The organism is Leifsonia sp. Leaf264, assembly GCF_001422325.1.
GTDB lineage: Bacteria > Actinomycetota > Actinomycetes > Actinomycetales > Microbacteriaceae > Orlajensenia.
This window is the reverse complement of record NZ_LMMR01000008.1, coordinates 197,788-218,979: the sequence shown is the minus strand read 5'-3', so window position 1 is coordinate 218,979 and position 21,192 is coordinate 197,788. Positions and strand designations below refer to the sequence as shown.

The 21,192-nt window shown below is 67.2% G+C and carries 21 protein-coding genes and 1 tRNA gene; 5 read left to right on the top strand and 17 right to left on the bottom strand.

Going from position 1 to position 21,192, the window contains the following annotated elements; genetic code table 11:
* Window positions 1-5 precede the first annotated feature (5 nt).
* Window positions 6-1,448, top strand: a complete 1,443-nt coding sequence (locus ASF30_RS20090) for a glutamate decarboxylase (RefSeq protein ID WP_082468172.1) — start codon at window positions 6-8, stop codon at window positions 1,446-1,448.
* On the opposite strand, the gene ASF30_RS20085 is transcribed toward ASF30_RS20090, so the two are convergent.
* From ASF30_RS20085 to ASF30_RS20055, 7 genes are all read right to left on the bottom strand, one after another.
* On the bottom strand, window positions 1,438-2,106 hold the full coding sequence (locus ASF30_RS20085) for a hypothetical protein (protein ID WP_055911111.1): 669 nt from the start codon (window positions 2,104-2,106) through the stop codon (window positions 1,438-1,440). The genes ASF30_RS20090 and ASF30_RS20085 overlap by 11 nt on opposite strands.
* 199 nt (window positions 2,107-2,305) lie before the next feature.
* The gene (locus tag ASF30_RS20080; protein ID WP_055910915.1) at window positions 2,306-4,579 is read right to left on the bottom strand and encodes a glycoside hydrolase family 3 N-terminal domain-containing protein; all 2,274 of its coding nucleotides are present in this window, start codon (window positions 4,577-4,579) and stop codon (window positions 2,306-2,308) included.
* Window positions 4,576-5,661 carry an ABC transporter permease gene (locus ASF30_RS20075; RefSeq protein ID WP_082468171.1) on the bottom strand — a complete coding sequence of 362 codons (1,086 nt, stop codon included), beginning with the start codon at window positions 5,659-5,661 and terminating at the stop codon, window positions 4,576-4,578. The genes ASF30_RS20080 and ASF30_RS20075 overlap by 4 nt, the downstream gene beginning before the upstream one ends.
* A gap of 2 nt (window positions 5,662-5,663) precedes the next feature.
* Complete coding sequence (locus ASF30_RS20070) at window positions 5,664-6,821, bottom strand: ABC transporter permease (protein WP_082468170.1); 1,158 nt, start codon at window positions 6,819-6,821, stop codon at window positions 5,664-5,666.
* The gene (locus tag ASF30_RS20065) at window positions 6,818-7,630 is read right to left on the bottom strand and encodes an ABC transporter ATP-binding protein (protein WP_055910913.1); all 813 of its coding nucleotides are present in this window, start codon (window positions 7,628-7,630) and stop codon (window positions 6,818-6,820) included. Before ASF30_RS20065 ends, ASF30_RS20070 begins: the two co-directional genes overlap by 4 nt.
* Complete coding sequence (locus ASF30_RS20060) at window positions 7,627-8,451, bottom strand: ABC transporter ATP-binding protein (protein ID WP_055910911.1); 825 nt, start codon at window positions 8,449-8,451, stop codon at window positions 7,627-7,629. Before ASF30_RS20060 ends, ASF30_RS20065 begins: the two co-directional genes overlap by 4 nt.
* Window positions 8,452-8,539: 88 nt before the next feature.
* Window positions 8,540-10,216, bottom strand: a complete 1,677-nt coding sequence (locus tag ASF30_RS20055; protein WP_055910909.1) for an ABC transporter substrate-binding protein — start codon at window positions 10,214-10,216, stop codon at window positions 8,540-8,542.
* A gap of 148 nt (window positions 10,217-10,364) precedes the next feature.
* Between ASF30_RS20055 and ASF30_RS20050 the strand changes: the two genes are divergently transcribed.
* On the top strand, window positions 10,365-11,000 hold the full coding sequence (locus tag ASF30_RS20050) for a TetR/AcrR family transcriptional regulator (RefSeq protein WP_055910907.1): 636 nt from the start codon (window positions 10,365-10,367) through the stop codon (window positions 10,998-11,000).
* Window positions 11,001-11,042: 42 nt separating this feature from the next.
* Here the strand turns inward: ASF30_RS20050 and ASF30_RS20045 are convergent, their stop codons facing one another.
* Entirely contained in the window at window positions 11,043-11,567 is a 525-nt protein-coding gene (locus ASF30_RS20045; RefSeq protein ID WP_055910905.1) for a hypothetical protein, read from the bottom strand.
* 251 nt (window positions 11,568-11,818) lie between these two features.
* On the opposite strand from ASF30_RS20045, the gene ASF30_RS20040 reads away from it, so the two are divergent.
* A complete protein-coding gene (locus ASF30_RS20040) occupies window positions 11,819-12,655 on the top strand; it encodes a class II glutamine amidotransferase (RefSeq protein ID WP_055910902.1) in 837 nt (278 codons plus the stop codon).
* A 43-nt stretch (window positions 12,656-12,698) separates the two neighbouring features.
* Here the strand turns inward: ASF30_RS20040 and ASF30_RS23245 are convergent, their stop codons facing one another.
* The 3 genes from ASF30_RS23245 to dcd all read right to left on the bottom strand — a co-directional run bounded on the left by ASF30_RS23245 (window position 12,699) and on the right by dcd (window position 15,201).
* The gene (locus ASF30_RS23245) at window positions 12,699-13,967 is read right to left on the bottom strand and encodes a hypothetical protein (protein WP_055910899.1); all 1,269 of its coding nucleotides are present in this window, start codon (window positions 13,965-13,967) and stop codon (window positions 12,699-12,701) included.
* Window positions 13,957-14,505 carry a sigma-70 family RNA polymerase sigma factor gene (locus tag ASF30_RS20030; RefSeq protein ID WP_055910898.1) on the bottom strand — a complete coding sequence of 183 codons (549 nt, stop codon included), beginning with the start codon at window positions 14,503-14,505 and terminating at the stop codon, window positions 13,957-13,959. Before ASF30_RS20030 ends, ASF30_RS23245 begins: the two co-directional genes overlap by 11 nt.
* Window positions 14,506-14,595: 90 nt before the next feature.
* On the bottom strand, window positions 14,596-15,201 hold the full coding sequence (gene dcd / locus ASF30_RS20025; protein ID WP_055910896.1) for a dCTP deaminase: 606 nt from the start codon (window positions 15,199-15,201) through the stop codon (window positions 14,596-14,598).
* A 57-nt stretch (window positions 15,202-15,258) separates the two neighbouring features.
* On the opposite strand from dcd, the gene ASF30_RS20020 reads away from it, so the two are divergent.
* Window positions 15,259-15,332, top strand: a tRNA-Gly gene (locus ASF30_RS20020).
* Between the two features lie 266 nt (window positions 15,333-15,598).
* Entirely contained in the window at window positions 15,599-16,597 is a 999-nt protein-coding gene (locus ASF30_RS20015; protein ID WP_055910894.1) for a TIGR00341 family protein, read from the top strand.
* Between the two features lie 79 nt (window positions 16,598-16,676).
* Here the strand turns inward: ASF30_RS20015 and ASF30_RS20010 are convergent, their stop codons facing one another.
* The 6 genes from ASF30_RS20010 to paaA are packed head-to-tail and all read right to left on the bottom strand — an operon-like array spanning window position 16,677 to window position 21,190.
* Entirely contained in the window at window positions 16,677-17,450 is a 774-nt protein-coding gene (locus ASF30_RS20010) for an enoyl-CoA hydratase/isomerase family protein (RefSeq protein WP_055910892.1), read from the bottom strand.
* A gap of 9 nt (window positions 17,451-17,459) precedes the next feature.
* Window positions 17,460-18,590, bottom strand: coding sequence for a 1,2-phenylacetyl-CoA epoxidase subunit PaaE (gene paaE / locus ASF30_RS20005; protein WP_055910890.1), 1,131 nt, complete (start codon window positions 18,588-18,590; stop codon window positions 17,460-17,462).
* A complete protein-coding gene (gene paaD, locus ASF30_RS20000) occupies window positions 18,590-19,072 on the bottom strand; it encodes a 1,2-phenylacetyl-CoA epoxidase subunit PaaD (RefSeq protein ID WP_055910888.1) in 483 nt (160 codons plus the stop codon). Before paaD ends, paaE begins: the two co-directional genes overlap by 1 nt.
* Complete coding sequence (paaC, locus tag ASF30_RS19995) at window positions 19,066-19,926, bottom strand: 1,2-phenylacetyl-CoA epoxidase subunit PaaC (protein WP_055910886.1); 861 nt, start codon at window positions 19,924-19,926, stop codon at window positions 19,066-19,068. Before paaC ends, paaD begins: the two co-directional genes overlap by 7 nt.
* On the bottom strand, window positions 19,923-20,228 hold the full coding sequence (gene paaB, locus ASF30_RS19990) for a 1,2-phenylacetyl-CoA epoxidase subunit PaaB (protein ID WP_055910885.1): 306 nt from the start codon (window positions 20,226-20,228) through the stop codon (window positions 19,923-19,925). Before paaB ends, paaC begins: the two co-directional genes overlap by 4 nt.
* Window positions 20,228-21,190, bottom strand: coding sequence for a 1,2-phenylacetyl-CoA epoxidase subunit PaaA (gene paaA, locus ASF30_RS19985; protein WP_235480429.1), 963 nt, complete (start codon window positions 21,188-21,190; stop codon window positions 20,228-20,230). The genes paaB and paaA overlap by 1 nt, the downstream gene beginning before the upstream one ends.
* Window positions 21,191-21,192: the final 2 nt, after the last annotated feature.

Genomic DNA, 21,192 nt, shown 5'->3' with positions numbered 1-21,192 from the left:
TGCACATGACTAGAGCCGGAACGAAGACGTCGAAGGCCGCCAAGGTCACCACAGCCGAACCGCCCCATGCCTTCGTCGGCACCTCGGGCCAGAACCAGCTCAACCCGCTGTTCGCCCGTGTCGGCGAGGCGACGGACTTCCTGCTCGACGCCATCCCACCCGGTGAGTCACTCCCCGAGACCGCGTACCAGGTGGTGCACGACGAGGCCATGCTCGACGGCAACTCGCGCCTCAACCTCGCGACCTTCGTGGGCACGTGGATGGACCCCTACGCACAGAAGATCTACGCCGAGTCCGCCGACAAGAACATGGTCGACAAGGACGAGTATCCGCAGACCGCGGCGATCGAGACGCGCTGCTGGAAGATGATCGCCCGTCTGTGGAACGCGCCCGACGTCGACGGAGCCATCGGCACCTCGACCATCGGATCGTCGGAGGCCTGCATGCTCGGCGGCCTGGCACTCAAGCGCCGCTGGCAGATCGCTCGCCGCGCGGCCGGGAAGTCGACCGAGAAGCCCAACCTCATCCTCTCCAGCGCCGTGCAGGTGTGCTGGGAGAAGTTCTGCAACTACTGGGACGTCGAGGCACGCTACGTGCCCATCAGCGACGAGCACAAGGTTCTGGACGGCCACGACCTCGACAAGTACGTCGACGAGAACACCATCGGTGTCGTCGCGATCATGGGCGTCACCTACACCGGCATGTACGAGCCCGTGGCCGAGATCGCCGCCGCGCTCGACCGCATCCAGGAGGAGACCGGCCTCGACGTCCCGATCCACGTCGACGGGGCATCCGGCGGCATGATCGCGCCGTTCCTGCAGCCTGACCTGGTGTGGGACTTCCGCCTCGAGCGAGTGGCCTCCATCAGCACCTCGGCCCACAAGTACGGCCTGGTCTACCCCGGGCTCGGCTGGGTGGTGTGGCGCACGGTCGACGACCTGCCGAAGGAGCTCGTCTTCGACGTGACCTACCTCGGCGGCCACATGCCGAGCTTCGCCCTCAATTTCTCCCGGCCGGGTTCACAGGTGCTGCTGCAGTACTACCTGTTCCTGCGGCTCGGATGGGACGGCTACTACAAGGTGCAGAAGGCATCGCAGGACGTCGCCGTCTACCTGGCGCAGGCCATCGCCGAGATGCCCGCCTTCGTCCTCTGGAACGACGGAACCGACATCCCCGTCTTCGCGTGGCAGCTTCGAGCCGGCTACACCGACAAGTGGAACCTCTATCACCTGTCCGAGCGACTCAGGCTGAAGGGCTGGCTGATTCCCGCCTATCCGATGCCCGACGACCTCACCGACATGGTCGTTCAGCGCATCGTCGTGCGCAACGGCCTGAGCCGCAATCTCGCGGAGAGCCTGATGGTCGACATCCGCGAGGCTGTCGCCTACCTCGACGCGTTGGAGGCACCCATGCCGACGGAGGGTCTGGTCTCGAGCTTCACGCACTGAGCGGCTGAGCACGCACCGGGCGAGCGGATGCGGCTTCCCGACGACTCAGCAGCGCCGCCGCCAGGAAGCAGGCCGCGCCGAGGAAGGTGCCGACGTTCGCCCAGAACAGGCTGACCAAGGTGTCGGTCGTCGGGATCACGTAGGCCCCGATGGCCGAGAGTCCGAACAGCACCGACCCGGCCATGCCGAGCCAGGTGCAGCGCCAGGTGCGGGCATGCGGGTCCCAGAGCCTGTCGCGACCCGTCGTGGCCATCACGGCGAGCACGCTGGAGACCAGGAACAGGATCGAGCCGTAGGCGTCGGGCCGCCAGCCGCTCGAGACGCGGGTCTCGCTGTTGATCGCCGTGATGAGCGCCTCGGCCGTGCTGACGTTGAAGAACAGCGTGCCGAGGAACTGCACGGCTGCCGCCCACCAGTCGAACAGGTCGGGCGCAGCGGTCGTGCGCCGCGGCGGGCGCCGACCGCTCAGGCTCAGCTGGATGAAGCCGCCCGCTGTGAAGAACAGCGACCCCACGAAGAAGGTGAGCCCGTCGGCGACGGACCCGACGGCCTCGGCGTAGAACGGGACCGCCCCGACCATGAAGAAGAGCGAGCCGATGGCGAAGGCCCACGCCTCACGACGGAGACGCACGCTCGTGGGCACCCGCACCTCGCTCATGATCACGCCTCCAGGGCCGCGGCGCGCCGGTCACGTGGGTACGTGCCATCCGTCCTCCGGGCTCGGCCACAGTCTGGCCGCGCCCGGAGCATTCGGCAAGGCACGGCGACGCTCGGGGAACACGGGGCGGGAGGAGCCTGTGCCGCGAAGCTCCAGCCGAATCGCGAGTCGGTTCTCCTGGAGTTCCGACCCTCCTGCGTCAGTCCCCGGCTCGCACGGTGAACCGTGCAGCCAGCAGCGCCTCCTCGACGGAGGATGCGCCGACCAGCAGCTCGAAATCACCTGGCTCCACGAGGCGGCATCCGGCGGAGTCCACGATCGTGCACTCCGCAACCGGCAGCTCGATGCGCACCCGTGTCGAGGCACCCGGAGCGAGGTCCACCTGGCTGTAGCCCTTCAGCTCCTTGTCGGTCCAGCTGGCGCTCGTGACGCAGTCGCGCACGTACACCTGCACCGTCTCCAGGACCGGACGTTCGCCGGTGTTGGTCACCGTCACCTCCGCGACGATGGTGTCGCCCGTGCTGAGCTCCACGTCTGCCAGGAGCAGGTCGGTGTACTCCACCGTGGTGTACGAGAGGCCCTCACCGAACGCCCACGCGGGCGCCATGGTGAGATCAGCGTAGCGGTCGCCGTGCTGACCACGGATCTGGTTGTAGTACGTCGGCTGCTGACCGGCATGCCGTGCGAAGGAGATCGGCAACCGCCCTGACGGCTCGACCCGACCGGCGATGATCTCGGCGATCGCCTGACCGCCGAGCATGCCCGGATTCGCCGCCCAGATCACGGCCGCGGCCCTCGCCACCGAGGGCGGCAGCACGAGCGGCTTCGACGCGAGCAGCACCACGATGACGGGCCTGCCGGTCGCGATCATGGCGTCGAGGAGCGCGATCTGCGCGCCGATCAGCTCGAGCGTCGCCGTCGACCGACCCTCGCCCACGAGCTCGATGCGGTCGCCGACGACGGCGACCACGACATCCGAGTTCTCGGCGGCCGCGATGGCCTCGTCGATGAGCTCCTGATCGGGGGCACAGGGCACGACGATCTGCGGCCGCGGCTGCCCGTCCGGGAACACTGTGCCCTGCGGGTCGTTCTCGAGCGTGAGGATGTCGGCTCCGCGTGCGTGACGGATCTCCCAGCCGTCGATCTGACGGAATCCATCGAGCACGGTCGTGATCATCTCGCGAGGCTGGCCGTCCAGCCAGCCGGCCTGGCCGGATCCGCCGGCCCAGTCGCCGAGCTGGGTCTGCGCATCGTCGGCGAGCGGGCCGACCACGGCCACGCGCACGGGACCCTCGGCCGGGAGCGGCAGGGTTCCGTCGTTCTCGAGCAGGACGATCGAGCGACGTGCGACCTCGAGGTTCAGCTCCGCATGCTCGGTGCTGCCGACCACGTCGTCGAGGCCATCGACCGGAAGGCGCGGATCCTCGAAGAGTCCGAGGTCGAACTTGAGGGTCAGGATTCGTGCCGCGGCTTCGTCGAAGGCGTCCTCGGCGAGCAGGCCAAGCGCGACCGCTTCCAATGCGCCTTCGAAGAACTTCGGCGTGGCCATGACCATGTCGTTGCCCGCCCTGACGGCAGCGGCGGCGGCGTGGGCATAGTCCGCGTGGAGCTTCTGCTCCCAGACCATGCGGCCGACGTTGTCCCAGTCGGTGACCAGGGTTCCGGTGTATCCCCACTCGCCACGCAGCACGTCGTTCAACAGCCAATCGTTGACGGTGATCGGCACGCCGTCCATGCTCTGGTAGCCGAGCATGAAGCTGCGGCATCCCTCGCGTGCGACCCGCTCGAACGCCGGGAGGAACCAGCTGCGCAGCTTGCGCCGCGAGATGTCGGCTTCGCTCGCGTCGCGCCCGCCCTGCGTCTCCGAGTATCCGGCGAAGTGCTTGGCCGTCGCGAGGATCGCGGTCGGGTCCTGCAGTCCATCGCCCTGGTAGCCGCGCACCATGGCGCTCGCGAGTTCGCCGATGAGGAACGGATCCTCACCGAACGTCTCGTTGACGCGACCCCAGCGCAGGTCCCGGGCGATGCACAGCACCGGCGAGAACGTCCAGTGCACGCCGGTCGCAGCGACCTCCTCCGCGGTCGCTCTCGCGACCCGCTCCATGAGGTCCGCGTCCCACGCTGCGGCCATGCCGAGCTGCGTCGGATAGATCGTCGCGCCGGGCCAGAACGAGTGCCCGTGGATGCAGTCCTCGGCGACGAGCAGGGGGATGCGCAGGCGGGTTCCGGCGGAGAGCCGGTTCGCCTCGAGGATCCGCTCCGGAGAGGTGTGCAGGATCGAACCGGCGCGGCGACGCAGGACGATGTCATCCAGGTCGTCGCGCGCGTCGAGCTGGAGCATCTGCCCGACCTTCTCCTCGACGGTCATGCGCCCGAGGAGGTCGGAGACCCGCTCCGCGGTGGTGAGCGATGGGTCGAGGTAGGGGAGGACCTTCTGCGTGTGCTCGATGCTCACGGTCTGCGTCGAGGTCATGCGCTCGATCCCTTCACCGCGGATCGGCCGGAGTCCGTACCCGGAACGACGATGTCCGTGCGTACCTCGGTGACGGCGGCGTTCACGTCCATGCCCTTCTTCTTCATGGCGCGAGCGCGCTCGCCGGCCGAGCGGAGACGGGGGTTGACGTACTCATCGATGCCGAAGTTGATCAGCGAGAGGGCCACACCGAGAAGTGCGATGCACAGTCCGGCCGGCACGTACCACCACCAGTAGTCCGGGAACGCGTTGTTCTGCTGCGCCCAGAACAGGATGGTTCCCCAGTTCAGGTTCGACACCGGGATGACGCCGATGAACGCGAGGGTGGTGAGGCCGAGAACCGCGGCCGTCATCGTACCGACGAAGCTCGATGCGATGATCGCCAGCAGGTTCGGCAGCATCTCGACCAGGATGATGCGGTGGAGCGGTTCGCCGTTGGCGCGCGCGGCCTGGATGAAGTCGCGGTTGCGCAGCGACATCGTCTGTGCGCGCAGGACTCGTGCACCCCAGGCCCATCCGGTGAGTCCCAGCACGGCCGCGATGAGCACGAGGGGCGGGTCCTGGAACTGCGACGCGATGATGATCATCAGCGGCAGCGCGGGCAGGACGAGGAACACGTTCGACAGCGCCGAGAGGGATTCGCTCTTCCATCCGCGCAGGTAGCCAGCGGTCACGCCCACCACGATCGCCATGACCGTCGCCATGATCGTCGCGAGGAACCCGACGACGAGCACGCCCTGGGTTCCGTACACGAGCTGGCTGAAGATGTCCTCGCCGATGTGAGTCGTTCCGAGGAGATGATCGAGCGACGGCGGCTGGAGGGTCTCGTCCAGGTTCTGCGTCGTCGGGTCGTACGGCGCGATCCACGGCGCGAAGATCGCCACGAGCACGAAGACTCCGAGGATGATCAGTCCGGCGGTCGACTTCGGATTGCGGAACATCGCCAGGGATGTCTTCAGCTCACTTCGGAACGTCTTCTTCTTGACGGTCGACAGGTTGGCCGTGAGAACGCTCGCGGTTTCCGGTGCGCCGGCGCCGGCTGGGCGAACCAGCGTCGACGACTTCTCTTCAGGAGCATTCATGTTCAGGCCTCCGTCTCGCGTACGCGGGGATCGAGGATGGCGTACGCGATGTCCGCCAGGATGTTGGCGGCCAGTACAGCCAGGACCAGCACGAGGAAGATCCCCTGCATCAGGGCATAGTCCTTCGCGTTGGTCGCATTGAGCAGCAGCAGTCCGACGCCGGGGTAGGAGAACACCATCTCCATCACGAGCGTGCCGCCGACGATGAAGCCGAGGGCGAGGGCGAAGCTCTGGATCTGCGGCAGAACCGCGTTGCGCGCCGCGTAACGCCAGAGCACCCGCTTGTCCGGCATCCCCTTGGCCTGGGCCACTGTGACGTAGTCCTCATCGAGGACGGTGAGCATCATGTTGCGCATGCCGAGCACCCAACCGCCGACCGAGGCGATCACGATGGTCAGCGCCGGCAGTGCGGCGTGGGAGATCACGTCGCCGATGAATTCGATGTTCCACCCCGGTGTCACTCCGAGCTCATACGCGTGTCCGGCCGGGAACCAACCGAGCAGGGACGCGAAGACCGCGATGAAGATCAGCCCGAGCCAGAAGTAGGGCACCGTGCCCAGAAAGGTCGTGACCGGGACGAGCAGGTCGAGTCGCCCGCCGCGCCGCCAGCCGACGATGGCCCCGAGGATGGTGCCGACGACGAACGAGATGACGGTCGCGAACCCCACGAGACAGAGCGTCCAGGGCAGGGCCGCGGCGATGACGTCGGCCACCGGCGCCATGCCGCTCGAGATCGAGACGCCGAGGTCGCCGTGCAACAGCATGTTCCAGTAGTGCAGGTACTGGTCCCACAGCGACGTCGAGTTGTCGAGGCCGAACTGGATCCGCAGTGCCTTCTCAGCCTCAGGCTGCAGCAGACCTCGGCTCTGCGCCATATAGGCCTGCACCGCATCGCCCTTCATCATCCGCGGGATGAAGAAGTTGATGGTGATGGCCGCCCACGCGGTGAACGCATAGAACAGCACGCGGCCGCCGAGGAATCGCCACGGCAGGCGATGTCCGGTGCGCTCCGCCTTCGTGGCGGTCGTCCCGACGAGCGTGGGATCGACCGGCAGCGTTTCCGCTGGTGGCTGGTCGACTGGCAACGTGACGAGCGATTGGCCGTCCGTGGATGCGACCGTCTCGGGATCGTGGTGGCCGGTTGACAGGTCGGCGCTCATCGCGCACCTCCGAGAGTCGGTACCGACCGGTTGCGGAAGAAGTCCTCCGGGTCGGGTGAAGCCGCGCGCAGCTCCTGAGTGTAGGGGTCTTGCGGGCGAAGGATGACGTCGTCGGCCGTTCCGCGCTCGACGACCTTGCCCTGATTGAGCACCATGATCTCGTCGCTGAAGTGGCGGGCCGTGGCGAGGTCGTGGGTGATGTAGAGCACCCCGAGCCCCTCCTCGCGCTGGAGGTCGGCGAGCAGGTTCAGAACTCCGAGTCGAATCGACACGTCGAGCATCGATACAGGTTCGTCGGCCACCAGCAGTGCGGGACGGGATGCCAGTGCACGCGCGATCGCCACTCGCTGTCGCTGTCCGCCGGACAGTTCGTGCGGACGGCGCTCCATCACGGAATCCGGATCCAGACGGACGCGCAGCAGCAGGCGGCGCACTTCGTCGTCGAGCTCCTGACGGGGAACCACCTTGTCGAGCCGCAGCGGCCGCTCGATGTGATGGCGGATGGAGTGAGAGGGATTCAGGGACGCGAACGGGTCCTGGAACACCATCCGGAGCTGCTGGCGGTACGTGCGCAAGCCGGCGCCGCTCCGGGGAATGGGGGCGCCGTCGAGCAGCACCTCGCCGCGAGTGGGAGTCTCCAGCTGCGTGAGGATCTTCGCGATCGTGGACTTGCCGCTGCCCGACTGGCCGACGAGGCCGATCGTCTGGTGCGAGCGCAGAGTGAAGCTCACGTCGTCGAGAGCCTTGAGCTGGCCGGAACCGCGGACGTTGTAGATCTTCGTGACGTTCTTGAACTCGAGAGTGGTCATCGGACCACCACTCCCTTCTCGCCGGTGAGGCGTGGGAACGAGCGGAGCAGGCTCCGGGTGTACTCGTGCTCGGGGTCGGACCAGATCTGCTCGGAGGTGGCGATCTCGACGATCTCGCCCTCGCGCATGATCGCGATGCGATCGCTGATCTCGAGCAGCAGCGGCAGGTCGTGGGTGATGAAGATCACCGAGAACCCGAATTCATGGCGGAGCTGAGAGATCTGCTTGAGGATCTCGCGCTGCACGAGCACGTCGAGCGCGGTCGTCGGCTCGTCCATGACCATCAGCTGAGGGCGCAGCGCGAGAGCCATGGCGATCATCACGCGCTGGCGCATGCCACCGGAGAGCTCGTGAGGATAGGAGCGGATGCGCTGTCCGCCGACCTTGACGATCTCGAGCAGCTCGATGACGGCCGCACGCCGCTCCGAGCGATTCATCTCAGGGCGGTGCACGAGGAACACGTCGGCCAGCTGCGAGCCGATCGTCATGACCGGATTGAGGGCGTTCATCGCCCCTTGGAAGACCATCGAGATCTTGTCCCAGCGGAACCGACGCATCGCCTCGGCGTCGAGGGTGTTGATGTCGATGTCGTCTCCGTCGGCGTCGTGGAAGACGACGCTGCCGCTCGTGATCACCGCCGGCGGCTTGAGCAGGCGCTGCACGCCGTACGCGAGTGTGGTCTTCCCACTCCCGCTCTCTCCGGCGAGTCCGACGATCTCGCCGCGCTTGATGTCGATGGTGACGTTCTTGACCGCCGCGACCGGCGGATCCACGTCATACACGACTGAGAAGTCGCGTATGGAAAGGAGGGATTCTGTCATGGGAGGAACACTTTCTTCACTCACAGCACGCGCGGTCTGGGGTGGGAGGGGGAAGGTATCCCCCACCCACCCCAGATGCGCTGGATGGTTACTTGACGGGCTTCAGGCTCATCAGAACCTGGACGGCCGACGGCTGCGTCGGGTCGGCTGTCGCGTACTGGTCGTCCTCGCTGGGCCAACCGGTGAACGAGCGGGTGTTGTACTCGCCCAACGTCGGGTGGGTACCGATCGGGATGGCGGGCACGTCGTCGACGAAGATCTTCTGGATCTTGTTGAGCGCATCCGTGCGAGTCGCATCATCCGATGCACTGGCGTACTGCTGGAGCAGCTTCGTCGCCTCCGGGTTGTCGTAACGCCCGAAGTTGTCGGCGACCTGGCCACCCGATTCCTGATCGAGGTAAGCACCGTTCATCGTGTCGTCGTAGATGTGCCACGGGTTCGAGCCCGAGCCAGTCCAGTGCAGCGCGGCGTCGAAGTTGCCGGAGGCGATGTTTCCGAACCACGTGTTGGCGTCCGGAGTCGCGACCTTGGCGTCGGCACCGAGAGCGGTCTTGATCTGCGACGCGACCAGCTGGATGCCGGTGACGTAGTCGTTCCAGCCCTGCGGATCCTGCAGCGTGAAGGACACCTTCGCGCCGGACGGATCGACCAGTGCGTCGCCGTCCCACGTGTAGCCGGCGTCGGTGAGGATCTTCTTCGCACCGTCGACGTCGATCGAGAAGGTCTCGTCCTGGTATTCGGGAGCGATGTACTGGTCACCCGTCGGCTGGGGGATGCCCGTGACGCTCGTCAGTTCGGGGCCGGCGTTGCTGCGGGCCTTCTCGGCGTGGGCCTTGCGGTCGATGACCATGTTCACGGCCTTGCGGAATGCCACGTCGTCGAACGGAGCCTTCGTCGTGTTGACCAGGATCATGTCCGGGCTGAGGATGTTGGCGCCCCAGAAGACGTTGTGCTCGGGGTCCTTGTCGACGTAGTTCGTCTGGTAGTCCGTGATGAAGATCTGTGCCCAGTCGGTCTCGCCGCTCTGCAGCGCGCGAAGCAGGCCGGTGTTGTCGTTGTACTCGAGGTACTTGAGCGTTGCGACAGGAACGGCGCCGCCCCAGTAGTCGGTGCGAGCCTTGAGCACGACGCCCTGCGACGAGAAGCTGTCGACCGTGTACGGGCCTGTACCAACGGCGTCCTTGACCGGGTCCTTGGCGGGGTCCTTGATGTCCTTCCACAGGTGCTCGGGCACGATGGTGGTCTGCAGGACATCGCCCTGCTTGACGAACTTCGACTCGCTGAAGGTCATGACGACGTTGTCGCCGTCCTTCTTGATGTCGGCGAGCTTCAGACCGGCGAGGTCCAGAGCGGGGGTGTTCTTGATCATGGTGAAGGTGAACACGATGTCGTCAGCGGTGAACGGCTTTCCGTCGTTCCACTTGACGTCCTCACGCGGAGTGACGGTCAGCTGGGTGTAGTCGCTGTTCCACTCCACCTTCGATGCCAACCAGGGGGTCGTCTCGTTCTTGCCGACGGGGTTCACCATGGCGAGCGGTTCGTAGATCATCCGGTCGTAGCCGAGGGACATGCCCGAGCCGGTGGTGATGAACGGGTTGTTGATCTGCGTGGCGAGGACGGCAGAGCCGTCCGGCTTCGCGATCGTGAGCGAGCCGGAGGCGGCCGCCGTGTTGCTGCTGGATGACGGTGCGGAGCATCCGGTCAGTGCGAGCGCGCTGAGCGCGATGACCGCGCCCCCCACGATCAGGTGATTCTTGAGCCTCATTGCTTCTCCTTCGTAGGACACATCAGTGTGCCCCTCTGTGCGGGATGGACCGGCTGACCCGGTCAGACTACTTACTTGCTAGTAAGTAAGTGGAACAGAGATTACTGGATAGTATTTCATTTCCACAAGCAGAGCCCGACGGAGAGTCATGAGCACCAGCAACGCGCGCCCTGAGACGGAGCGCAGACGCACCGAGATCCTCCGCGCCGCGCTCGACATCTTCGGCGCCAAGGGATCGACGAACGGAACCCTCGGTGACATCGCCGACGAGGTCGGGATGACTCACGCAGGCGTGCTGCACCACTTCGGATCCAAGCAGCGCCTACTGCTTGAGGTGCTCGAATTCCGCGATCGGGACGACGTCGCCGCTCTGGCAGAGCGCCACATCCCGGGGGGCCCAGCGCTGTTCCTCCACCTCGTCGGGACGGCATTGCGGAACTCGCTGCGACCCGGCATCGTCCAGGCCTACACGGTCCTCTCAGCCGAGTCCGTCACCGACGGCCACGCCGCCCGCGAGTACTTCGAGAAGCGCTATCGCGTGCTCCGCGACGACGTCGACGGGGCATTCCGCGAGTTGTGCGCACAGGAGAACGTGCGCGACTCCGTCAGGATCGATCAGGCGTCGGCATCGATCCTCGCCGTGATGGACGGGCTGCAGCTGCAGTGGCTCCTCGATCCCACCGCCGTCGATCTCGCCGACGTGAGCGAGTTCGCCATCGAGGCGATCGTCAACGCCGTCGTGCATCCGGGTCCGCGACTGTCCTCGTACGTCCACGACGCCTGATCGAGCTGGCGCGCGGACCGCACTCGCCCTCGCGAGCGGCGTCTAGCTCAGGCGCACGGCCTCGTTGTGCTCCGTGAGCTCCCAGGTGCGTCCGTCGTCGTTCGACACCCACGCGTCCCAGACGTAGCTGGTCTCGGTGATGGCGCTGAAGTTCCAGCGGATCGGCCGCTCATCGGTCTGTGATCCGTCCTGGCGGATGCCGTCGCGATGCGTGCTCGCGACCAGGTGGCAGAAGTCGCCGGTCTGCGGCGCGAAGAAGCTCACCCGCCACACTCCGGCATCCGGATCGTAGACACGCACTCCCGTGGCGAGGGTCTCCATCACCTCGGGATCGGCGTCGCTGGGCACGACCTCGACGTCCTGGATGGCGTGGCCACCGAGGATGAACGAGACGATCCAGGTGAACTCGCGTTGCGTCCACTCGCCGGATGCCTCATCGAGGCGTCGCCCCGTCACGGCCCACGAGCCCACCAGCGAACCGAACCCGCGCGCGTACACGCTGCTCTCGGGCGCCGGACCATCGGCGACGAGTGCCGCCGTGAACGCTGACGTGGTGGCGAAATTCATACTCCGACGATACCGGGGCCCGGTTACAGACAGGTGTCCGTTGCGCACGGCGTCAGCGCCGGTTTCGGGCGCCTCGGTCGCCACCTGTAGCCGCCCGCCGGGCGCCGGGCGACCACATGTGGTGAGCGAGCGCTCCGGACCCGACCACAACTGGCGAGCCGACGACGAACTGTCTCGTTCTGTCGGGTGACGCACTGGCGCTGCGCGAGTAGCATCACGAGCATCGATGACGATGCTACGGAGGTGGCTCAATGTGCCGTTGGCTGGCCTATTCTGGCGAACCGATCCAACCGTCCACCTTGATCCTCGACGCGCAGCACTCGCTGGTGGCGCAGTCGCTCAACTCCCCACTCGGAGCCGAGACAGTGAACGGAGACGGCTTCGGATTCGGCTGGTATCCGAGAGACGACCGCACGCGCGGCATCCCGGCCCTGTTCCACAGCATCGAACCGGCGTGGCACGACGAGAACCTGCGCGAGATCACCCAGGCCGTCGAGAGCCCCCTGTTCTTCGCGCACGTGCGGGCCGCGGGCGGGCCGCCCATCCAGCAGACCAACTGCCATCCGTTCCGTCACGAGAACTGGATGTTCATGCACAACGGTTTCCTCTCCGACTTCATCAAGTACAAGCGCGACCTGACGTTCGCCGTCGATCCGTCGCTCTACCCGGCCATCCACGGGACGACCGACTCGGAGGTGCTCTTCCACCTCGCGCTGACCCTGGGGCTCCAGGACGACCCGATCGGTGCGATGGCGAAGGCCGTGCGCATGGTGGAGTCGGTGGGCCGCGAGAAGGGTGTCACGTTCCCGATGCAGGGCACGCTCGCCGTGTCGGACGGGAGGACGCTCTGGACCTTCCGATACTCGAGCCAGGGGCAGACCCGCTCGCTGTTCCACTCCGCCGAGATCTCGGCCCTGCGCGAGTTGTACCCGGATGCGGAGCGCCTGAACCTGTTCGGAGACCGCGCGCGCGTGGTCGTCTCAGAGCCGCTCAACAACCTTCCCGGGGCGTTCATAGAAGTGCCGGAGGCCACGGTGGCGATCCTCGACGAGTCGGGCTACGAGTACCAGCCGTTCATGGCGGCGTGAGGGCGGGCGTCGATTCGCGTCACCTCGCCGATGGGTCAGACGCTCACTCGCCGAAGAGCGCCTTCTCGATGTCGGCGGTGTAGCCGTCGGGGGAGATGCTGTACCACGCGGTCGCGGACCAGATTCCGTCGCGGAGGAAATGCGACTCCCCGTACGGTCCCTCGGTACTCTGCTGCTCCATCACGCAACGCGTGCCGAGATGCTCGGCGTAACACGAGAAACCGAGTTCGTTCATGCGCGCGAGGACGTCGGCAGACTGTTCCTCCGTGAGCGCAGCGATGTCGGTCGTCACATGTCCGTTGTCACTCGGTCCCCGCGCATTCACCCAGTAGCAGGACAGCACGGTGGTATCCGTGAGCACGGCCATGAGCTCGTCGTCGTTCGAACCAGAGATGCCCGGGCCGTCCGGGCCGTCCACCCACGCGGGATTGAGGGCGTGGCCGCGCATCTCGGGCGTCCAGTCCTTGGTGTAGATGCCCGAGCAATCACTCGGGATGGTCACGTCGGATGCCGGCGGCCCGGTCTCGCTCGACGCGCCGAAGAGAGCCGCCACGATGTCTTCCGTGTAGCCATCCGGCAGCTGAACGCCCCAGCTCGTGGCGATCCAGACCCCATCTCGGATGAACTGCGATTCCCCGTAGGCACCCTCGGTGGTCTCCTGCTGAATGACACAGCTCGTTCCACCCAGCTCTGCAGAACAGGAGTAGCCCGCCTCCGCCATGCGCGCGAGCGCGGCGTCCGATTGCTGTGCTGAGACTGAAGCGACATTGGTGTGGACCTCGCCCAGGTCACCGTGCTGGATCTCGGGCGGAACCATCCAGTAGCACGCGAGTTTCACCGAGTCGGAGAGAATCGGCCGCAGTTCCTCGTCAGTCGTGCCCAGCACGTCGTTCGGGCCCACGTTCGTGCCGTCCGGATTGAGCACGAGGTTCTTCATCTCCGGCGTCCAGTCCTTCGTGTAGATGGCCGAGCAATCGGCCGGGATCGCGACGGTGAACGTGGTCGGCGACGGCGTGGCGGTCGGCTCAGGTGTCGGCTCGGGCGTCGGGTCGGGCGTCGGCGTGGCCGTCTCCGCGTAGGGCGGGGGCGTCGTGTACACATCGGCGAGCGCGGGCAGTCCGAAGACGGCGGTCACGGCGAGTCCGAGCACGGCGAGGGTCGCGCCTCCGCCGGCGAGCAGCATCCGGGGCCTGCGGCGTCCTCGTGATCGGCTGATCACCTGGGCGACGTCGATGGAGTGCGCGGCGTCGGTGTAGGTCGACCGGGCCGCATCGTCGTGCAGTCGGGCGCGCAGTTCGTCTTCACTCGACATGATCGGATCCCTTCAGGGCGAGCGCCGCCTCGAGCGCAACGTCATCGTCGGCGAGCGCGATCGCCATCTTGGCCAGGCCGTCGCTGAGGTAGCGCTTGACGGTTCCGGATGCGATTCCGAGGGCCTTCGCGACACCCTCGATCGTGAGGTCGTCGTAGTAGCGCAGAACGATGCACGCTCGCTCGCGAGGCGTGAGCTTCGCGAGCTCGGCGTGCAGGTCGAGGCGGGCATCCGTCGCCCCGGACGACGACTCGCGTCCCTCCGGAGTGACATGCAGGTGCGCGGTCGACAGCCAGCGCGACCGGCGCCGTCCGGTGTCGAGGTAGGAGTTGAGGATGGCGCGGCGCACGTAGGCCTCGGCGCTCTCGACGGTGAAGCCGTTGCGCAGGCGCCCGAAGGTGCGCACCAGGGCGTCCTGCACGAGATCGGCGGCGTCGTCACGGCTGCCTGACAGCAGGTAGGCATAGCGGGTGAGGCTGACGCCGCGTTCAGCAACCAGGTCGGTGACGACCTGCTCCCAACCAGACCTCTCGGCCATGCCTCCCCCTCACGACAAGTTCCCTCTACCTGTCTAGACGACGACCTCGCCGAAAAGGTTGGGGCGGGCGGGACAGTTCAGGAGCGAGGGCTAGGCGCCGGGGCGACCGGCATCCGTCGTCGAGACATCGGTCCGGTGGAAGTTCTGGAACGAGCGGGATGCCGTCGGGCCGCGCTGACCCTGGTAGCGCGACGAGTACTCGGCCGAGCCGTAGGGCTTCTCGGCCGGCGAGGTGAGCCGGAAGAAGCACATCTGGCCGATCTTCATGCCCGGCCAGAGCTTGATGGGCAGCGTCGCCACATTCGAGAGCTCGAGGGTGACGTGACCCGAGAATCCGGGGTCGATGAAGCCGGCTGTCGAGTGGGTGAGCAGGCCGAGCCGGCCGAGCGACGACTTGCCCTCGAGCCTGGCGGCGATGTCGTCGGGCAGGGTGACGGCCTCGTAGGTGCTCCCGAGCACGAACTCGCCGGGGTGCAGGATGAACGGCTCGTCGGGGGCGACCTCGATGAGGTGGGTGAGCTCGGGCTGGTCCTCCGCCGGATCGATGAAGGGGTACTTGTGGTTGTCGAACAGCCTGAAGAAGCGATCGAGCCGCACGTCGATCGACGAGGGCTGCACCATCGCCTCGTCGTAGGGCTCGAGACTGATGCGTTCGGCGGCGAGATCGGCCTTGATGTCACGGTCGGAGAGAAGCACGTCGTCAGCCTAACGGCGCGCTTGCTAGTATTTCTCGCACGGCTTCACGGCCGTTGCGCGGATGTAGTTCAATGGCAGAACTTCAGCTTCCCAAGCTGATAGCGCGGGTTCGATTCCCGTCATCCGCTCCATTGCGGTCGAGGTCCTCACTCTTCCTTCGCCGAGTCGCCCACGTTCGTCGCATCCGCAGGTCGAAACGGATGCGGTGACGACGAACGTGGGCGACCCGGTGAGTGCTTTCGGGGGTCAGGCGCCCGAGCTGAGGTGGGTGCCGCCGGCGCGAGGAATCCCACGCCGATCCCCATCGTCATGGGTCCGGGGCGTCTCTGGAGGAGAACCTCGGCGCCGACGGCCTGAGCGTGCCAGCATGAATGCATCGCCATTCGAAGGAGCTGCCATGTCTCGGCTGGTCGACGCACTCATCCCGCCCTCGAAGCGCCAGCCCGTCGAGTTCCTGAACGACGCCCTCGATCTCGACGTCGGCGACAGCGCGAGCAAGCGCAGCGGCTTCCTGATCATGCTGACCCTGGCCGGGACCATCGCCATCGCCGGTGTCCTGTCCGACTCGACGGCGACGGTCATCGGAGCGATGATCATCGCTCCGCTCGGCACGCCGATCCTCGGCATCGGCCTCGGCATCGTCACGGGACACCTCGGGCTCGTCATCCGATCGATCACCTGGGTCGTCGTCGGCCTCGTGATCGTGGTGGTACTCGGGCTCGCATTCGCCATCTTCGTCGCCACGCCGGAGAGCCTCGCCGCCAACTCCCAGGTCGTCGGGCGCACGTCTCCCAGCCTGATGGACCTGATCGCGGCTCTCGCCACCGGCCTGGCCGGCGGCTTCGCCATGTGCCGGAAAGACCTGAGCGCCGTCCTGCCGGGCGTCGCCATCGCGATCTCCCTGGTGCCGCCCCTCGGCGTCGTCGGCGTCTGCATCGGGCAGGGGCTCTGGGAGGACGCCGTCGGGGCGCTCCTCCTCTTCCTCTCGAATGTCGTCGCCCTCGTCATAGCGGGCAGCGTGGTCTTCACGCTGGCCGGCTATGCGCGCGAGCCCGGCTCGTCACCGAGCGCGAACCGTCGGCGTGCGTACACGGTCGTCACAGTGCTGGCGGCCATCATCACCATCCCGCTCGCACTGAACTCGATCGCCTCGATCGCCACGGCGCGCTGGTCCGTCGCGATCCAGGAGGCCACGCAGACGTGGCTGGAGACCGAGGAGGGCGCGCGCACCTATGGCATCGAGTGGAGCGGCTTCACGGCGACGCTCGACGTCACGACCGATGACGGATCCGTTCCCCCGATCGATGAACTGCAGGATGCCGTCGCCGACGTCGTGCCGTCGTTCGTGGGGGTGGTCATCGACGTCGGTCAGGGCGTCGAGCACGTCGTGCAGTGACCGCCGGTGGGAAACCCGAACCGACGGCCCGCTGATCGGGCCGGCGCCGGGCAGGGCCCCCGCGTCGGCACTCAGGCGCTCAGCCGCGGCCGGTGAAGACCGGGCGGCGCTTCTCGCGGAATGCGGCGAAGCCCTCACGGTAGTCGGCGGTGGCGCAGAGCGCGGCCTGCGCGCGGTTCTCGGCATCCATCGATCGCCAGAGGCCCAGGCGTTCGTCGCGCAGCGCTGCGATGAGGCTCTTGCTCTCGACGAAGGCAGCGGTGGCACCGGATGCCGCTCCTCGCGCGGCGGCCCGAGTCGCGTCGAGCACGTCGTCATCCGGCAGCACCTGCGAGAACAACCCCGACGTCACAGCCTCGGTGCCGCTCATCAGCCGGCCCGTGTAGATGAGGTCGAGCGTCTTGTGGGCGCCGAGGCGCTCGAAGAAGAGGGCGTGTCCTCCGGAGTCGAGGGTGGCGCCCAGGTTCGCGAACGGCGAGCCGATCTTCGCCGACTGGGCCACGTACACGACATCGGTCGCGATGAGCAGGCCCAGGCCCACTCCGAGGCAGGCGCCGTGCGCGCTGGCGAAGGTGGGCGCGGGGAAGCGGCTCATCCGTTCGAGCAACGGAGTGACCAGGTCGCCGAGGTAGGCGAGGACGTCATCGGTGGCCGGGTCGACGTTCGCGATGTCGCGACCGGCGCAGAACGCGCGCCCCTCACCGCGCAGCACGAGCGCTCGGACACCAGCGCGCTCGGCCTCGACGTAGGCCTCCAGGAGTTCGCCGAGCGCCGCCGGATCCAGGGCGTTCAGCCGCTCCGGCGCGTTCAGCGCCACCTCGGCGACACCGTCGACGATGCTCAACTCGATCATGGGTGGCTCCTAGACGTCGTAGTCGACGAGCACGCGCTCGGTCGTGGGGTGGGACTGGCAGGTGAGCACGTAGCCGCGCTCGAGCTCGTCGGGTTCGAGCGCGTAGTTCTCGGTCATCGACACCGTGCCCTCGATCAGGCGGGCGCGGCAGGTTCCGCAGACGCCACCGGCACAGGCGAAGGGCACATCAGGACGCACGCGCAGGGCGGCGTTCAGGATGGACTCGTGAGCGTCGACCGGGCTCTCGACCGAGGCCGACTGGCCGTCGAGCGTGAAGTCGATGCGCACTGTCGCCTCGCCGGCGCGAACCGCGACGGGGCGCCCCGTGTCTCCGGCCACCCGGTCGGGCTCGCCCGTGGTGAAGAGCTCGAACCTCACGTGGTCTCGGTCGACGCCGACGTCGGCGAGGGTGTCGCGGCAGAGTTGCACGAGCTCGAACGGGCCGCACAGGAACCACTCGTCCACCGTCGCCGGTGGGATGAGCACCTCGAGCATGCGGCGCAGCTTGGGCTCGTCGATCCGTCCCGACAGCAACGGCGACGTGCGCTGCTCCCGCGACAGCACGTGGTGCAGGGCGAGCCGCGCGGGGAAGCGGTCCTTCAGGTCGGCCAGCTCCTCGAGGAACATCACGTCGAGCGTCGACCGGTTCGTGTAGACGAGGGTGAAGCGGGCCGTGTCGGATGCCGCGAGCACTGTGTGCGCGAGCGACATCAGCGGGGTGATCCCCGATCCTGCGGCGATGCCGACGATGTGGGCGCCGTCGAGATCGGTCAGAACGCTCGTGAAGGTTCCCTGCGGACTCATGACGTCCATGCGGTCGCCTGTGTGGAGCTCGTCGTTCGCCCAGCTGGAGAAGCGACCGCCCAGGTCGCGCTTGATCGCGATGCTGATGCTGCCGCGCGCCGGCGGACGGCACAGCGAGTAGCTGCGCCGCACCTCGTGCCCGTCGATCTCCGCGCGGAGCGCGACGTGCTGGCCGGGAACGTAGTCGTAGTCCCCAGCGAGCGCGTCGGGCACGGCGAAGGTCACCTCGACGCTGTCGGCGGTCAGTGGACGCACCTCGGACACCTGGAGCTCGTGGAACCGTGCGCGGGTGCGGGCTCGGCGCAGTCCGGTCGAGCCGAGGTTGGTCGCCGGCATCAGAGCACCTTGAAGTAGTCGAAGGGCTCAAGGCACGCGCGGCACTCGTAGAGCGCCTTGCACGAGGTGGAGCCGAATCGGGCGAGTTCACGGGTGTCGAGCGAGTCGCAACGCGGGCACTTGACGGCGAGCGCGACCCGCACGGGTCCGGCCGGCCGAGCAGCCGCGAGTCCGCTCGGCGGAGTGATGCCGTAGTCGCGCAGCTTCGACTTGCCCTTCTCGCTCATCCAATCCGTGGTCCAGGCAGGCGACAGCACGAGCTCCACCCGCACGTCCTCATAGCCCGAGTCACGCAGCACGTCGGTGACGTCGTCGCGGATCGCGTCCATCGCGGGGCATCCGCTGTACGTCGGAGTGATACGCACGCGCACCTTCGTGCCGTCCTCCTCGACGGCGCGCAGGATGCCCAGGTCCTCGATCGTGAGCACGGGGATCTCGGGGTCGGCGACTGTCGCCGCGATCTCCCACGCCCGGCTCACCATGACGCTCCAGGGTGCTGGCGGGCGAGCACCTGCATCTCGGCGAGCAGGTAGCCGAGCGTGGAGAAGTGCTGTCCGCGGCGGCCGCCACCGGAGGAGACGAAGCCCGTCGGCACCGCGAGCTCGGCTTCGGCGAAGACGCCGGCGATGACGTCATCGAACGCCGGGCGCAGGGTGGAGGGCCGCACGGCGATGCCCTCGAGCCTGTCGATGACGGGTTCATCGACGAAGAGCTCGTCGACGTAGGGCCAGATGTCGGCGATGGCAACGAGCATCCGTCGGCGTGATTCCTCGGTGCCACCGGCCAGCCGGAGCACCCACTGGATGGCGTGGTCGCGGTGGTAGTCGACCTCCTTGACGCTCTTCTCCGCTATAGCGGCGAGGGTCGGGTCGGCCGAGGCCCGCAACCGCGAATACAGCTCGAAGAGATAGACGGATGCCACCAGCTGGCGGGCGATCGTGTGGGCGAAATCGCCATTCGGCTGCTGGAACAGCCAGGCGCAGCGGAACTCGGGCTCGGTGCGCCAGTAGGCGAGCTCGTCTTCCGTACGGCCATCCGCGGTGCCCGCGTAGCGCAGGAGCGACCGTGCGTGTCCGATGAGGTCGAGGGCGATGTTGCCGAGCGCGACGTCCTCCTCGAGCTCGGGTGCCCGCGAGATCCACCAGCCGAGCTGCTGGGAAAGGATGAGGGCGTCGTCGCCGAGCCACAGGGCGTACTCGGCGACATCGCGCGTCGCGACGGCGCCGAGCTCGCCCGTAAGCTCGGCCTGTAGCTTCAGGGCATCGACCGAGACGTCGCCGTGGTGGTCGAACTCGTCGACGGTGTCGGGGGCGACTGGGTCTGCAGAGGCGTTCACAGGTGCTTCACCCCTTCGCTCGCGGTGTAGTACACGGCGTGACGGTAGTTCTTGCCGGCGGGGCTCTCGAACCAGGCGCCCTTGGCATCCGGATCGCTCGTCGTGATCGCCGCGGCAGGCACGACCCAGATCGACACGCCCTCGTTGCGGCGCGTGTAGAGGTCACGGGCGTTGCGCACGGCCATCTCGGAGTCGGGCGCGTGCAGCGAGCCCACGTGCACGTGGCTCAGGCCGCGGTTGGCTCGCACGAACACCTCCCAGAGGGGCCAGGGTTCTGCGGCGGATTCACCGGGGGTGGGCATCAGGCGACCTCTCGTTCACTGCGGGCGGCCTGCTTGGCGGCGTAGGCGGCAGCAGCCTCGCGCACCCAGGCGCCCTCGTCATGGGCATCCCGGCGGCGCTTCAGCCGCTCGGCGTTCATGGGTCCTCGGCCCGCGAGCACCTCGTGGAACTCGGTCCAGTCGATCTCGCTCATCTCGTACTGCCCGGTCGTCTCGTCGAGGCGCAGGTTCGGGTCGGGCAGGGTGACGCCGAGCACCTCGGCCTGGGGAACGAGCATCCCGACGAAGCGCTGGCGCAGTTCGTCGTTGCTGAAGCGCTTGATGTTCCACGCCATCGACTGCACCGAGTTCGGCGACTGGTCGTCGGGCGGCCCGAACATCTGCAGCGCCGGCCAGTACCAGCGATTCACCGCATCCTGCGCCATCTCACGCTGGGCGTCGGTGCCCCGCATGAGCTCGAGCAGGATCTCGAAGCCTTGGCGCTGGTGGAAGGACTCCTCCTTGCAGATGCGCACCATCGCGCGTCCGTAGGGTCCGTACGATGCACGGCACAGCGGCACCTGGTTGCAGATCGCGGCGCCGTCGACGAGCCATCCGATGGCTCCCATGTCGGCCCACGTCGACGTCGGGTAGTTGAAGATCGACGAGTAGCGCGCCTTGCCGGCGATGAGCGCCTCGGTCATCGAATCACGGGTGGTGCCGAGCGTCTGCGCGGCGGAGTAGAGGTAGAGACCGTGGCCGGCCTCATCCTGCACCTTCGCCATCAGGATGGCCTTGCGCTTGAGGCTGGGCGCACGGGAGATCCAGTTGGCCTCCGGCTGCATGCCGATGATCTCCGAGTGCGCGTGCTGCGAGATCTGGCGCACGAGCGTCTTGCGGTAGGCGTCCGGCATCCAGTCGCGCGGCTCGATGCGGCCGTCGGCGGCGATGAGGTCGGCGAACTGCTGCTCCTCCGCGCGGGCGCTCGAAGGGTCGGCCGCCATGG

What these genes read in the sequence shown, in the direction of transcription:
- ASF30_RS20090 (WP_082468172.1), top strand. Translation starts at nt 6, where the DNA reads ATGACTAGAGCCGGAACGAAGACGTCGAAGGCCGCCAAGGTCACCACA.
- ASF30_RS20085 (WP_055911111.1), bottom strand. Translation starts at nt 2,106, where the DNA reads ATGAGCGAGGTGCGGGTGCCCACGAGCGTGCGTCTCCGTCGTGAGGCG.
- ASF30_RS20080 (WP_055910915.1), bottom strand. Translation starts at nt 4,579, where the DNA reads ATGACCTCGACGCAGACCGTGAGCATCGAGCACACGCAGAAGGTCCTC.
- ASF30_RS20075 (WP_082468171.1), bottom strand. Translation starts at nt 5,661, where the DNA reads ATGAATGCTCCTGAAGAGAAGTCGTCGACGCTGGTTCGCCCAGCCGGC.
- ASF30_RS20070 (WP_082468170.1), bottom strand. Translation starts at nt 6,821, where the DNA reads ATGAGCGCCGACCTGTCAACCGGCCACCACGATCCCGAGACGGTCGCA.
- ASF30_RS20065 (WP_055910913.1), bottom strand. Translation starts at nt 7,630, where the DNA reads ATGACCACTCTCGAGTTCAAGAACGTCACGAAGATCTACAACGTCCGC.
- ASF30_RS20060 (WP_055910911.1), bottom strand. Translation starts at nt 8,451, where the DNA reads ATGACAGAATCCCTCCTTTCCATACGCGACTTCTCAGTCGTGTATGAC.
- ASF30_RS20055 (WP_055910909.1), bottom strand. Translation starts at nt 10,216, where the DNA reads ATGAGGCTCAAGAATCACCTGATCGTGGGGGGCGCGGTCATCGCGCTC.
- ASF30_RS20050 (WP_055910907.1), top strand. Translation starts at nt 10,365, where the DNA reads ATGAGCACCAGCAACGCGCGCCCTGAGACGGAGCGCAGACGCACCGAG.
- ASF30_RS20045 (WP_055910905.1), bottom strand. Translation starts at nt 11,567, where the DNA reads ATGAATTTCGCCACCACGTCAGCGTTCACGGCGGCACTCGTCGCCGAT.
- ASF30_RS20040 (WP_055910902.1), top strand. Translation starts at nt 11,819, where the DNA reads ATGTGCCGTTGGCTGGCCTATTCTGGCGAACCGATCCAACCGTCCACC.
- ASF30_RS23245 (WP_055910899.1), bottom strand. Translation starts at nt 13,967, where the DNA reads ATGTCGAGTGAAGACGAACTGCGCGCCCGACTGCACGACGATGCGGCC.
- ASF30_RS20030 (WP_055910898.1), bottom strand. Translation starts at nt 14,505, where the DNA reads ATGGCCGAGAGGTCTGGTTGGGAGCAGGTCGTCACCGACCTGGTTGCT.
- ASF30_RS20015 (WP_055910894.1), top strand. Translation starts at nt 15,599, where the DNA reads ATGTCTCGGCTGGTCGACGCACTCATCCCGCCCTCGAAGCGCCAGCCC.
- ASF30_RS20010 (WP_055910892.1), bottom strand. Translation starts at nt 17,450, where the DNA reads ATGATCGAGTTGAGCATCGTCGACGGTGTCGCCGAGGTGGCGCTGAAC.
- paaE (WP_055910890.1), bottom strand. Translation starts at nt 18,590, where the DNA reads ATGCCGGCGACCAACCTCGGCTCGACCGGACTGCGCCGAGCCCGCACC.
- paaD (WP_055910888.1), bottom strand. Translation starts at nt 19,072, where the DNA reads ATGGTGAGCCGGGCGTGGGAGATCGCGGCGACAGTCGCCGACCCCGAG.
- paaB (WP_055910885.1), bottom strand. Translation starts at nt 20,228, where the DNA reads ATGCCCACCCCCGGTGAATCCGCCGCAGAACCCTGGCCCCTCTGGGAG.
- paaA (WP_235480429.1), bottom strand. Translation starts at nt 21,190, where the DNA reads ATGGCGGCCGACCCTTCGAGCGCCCGCGCGGAGGAGCAGCAGTTCGCC.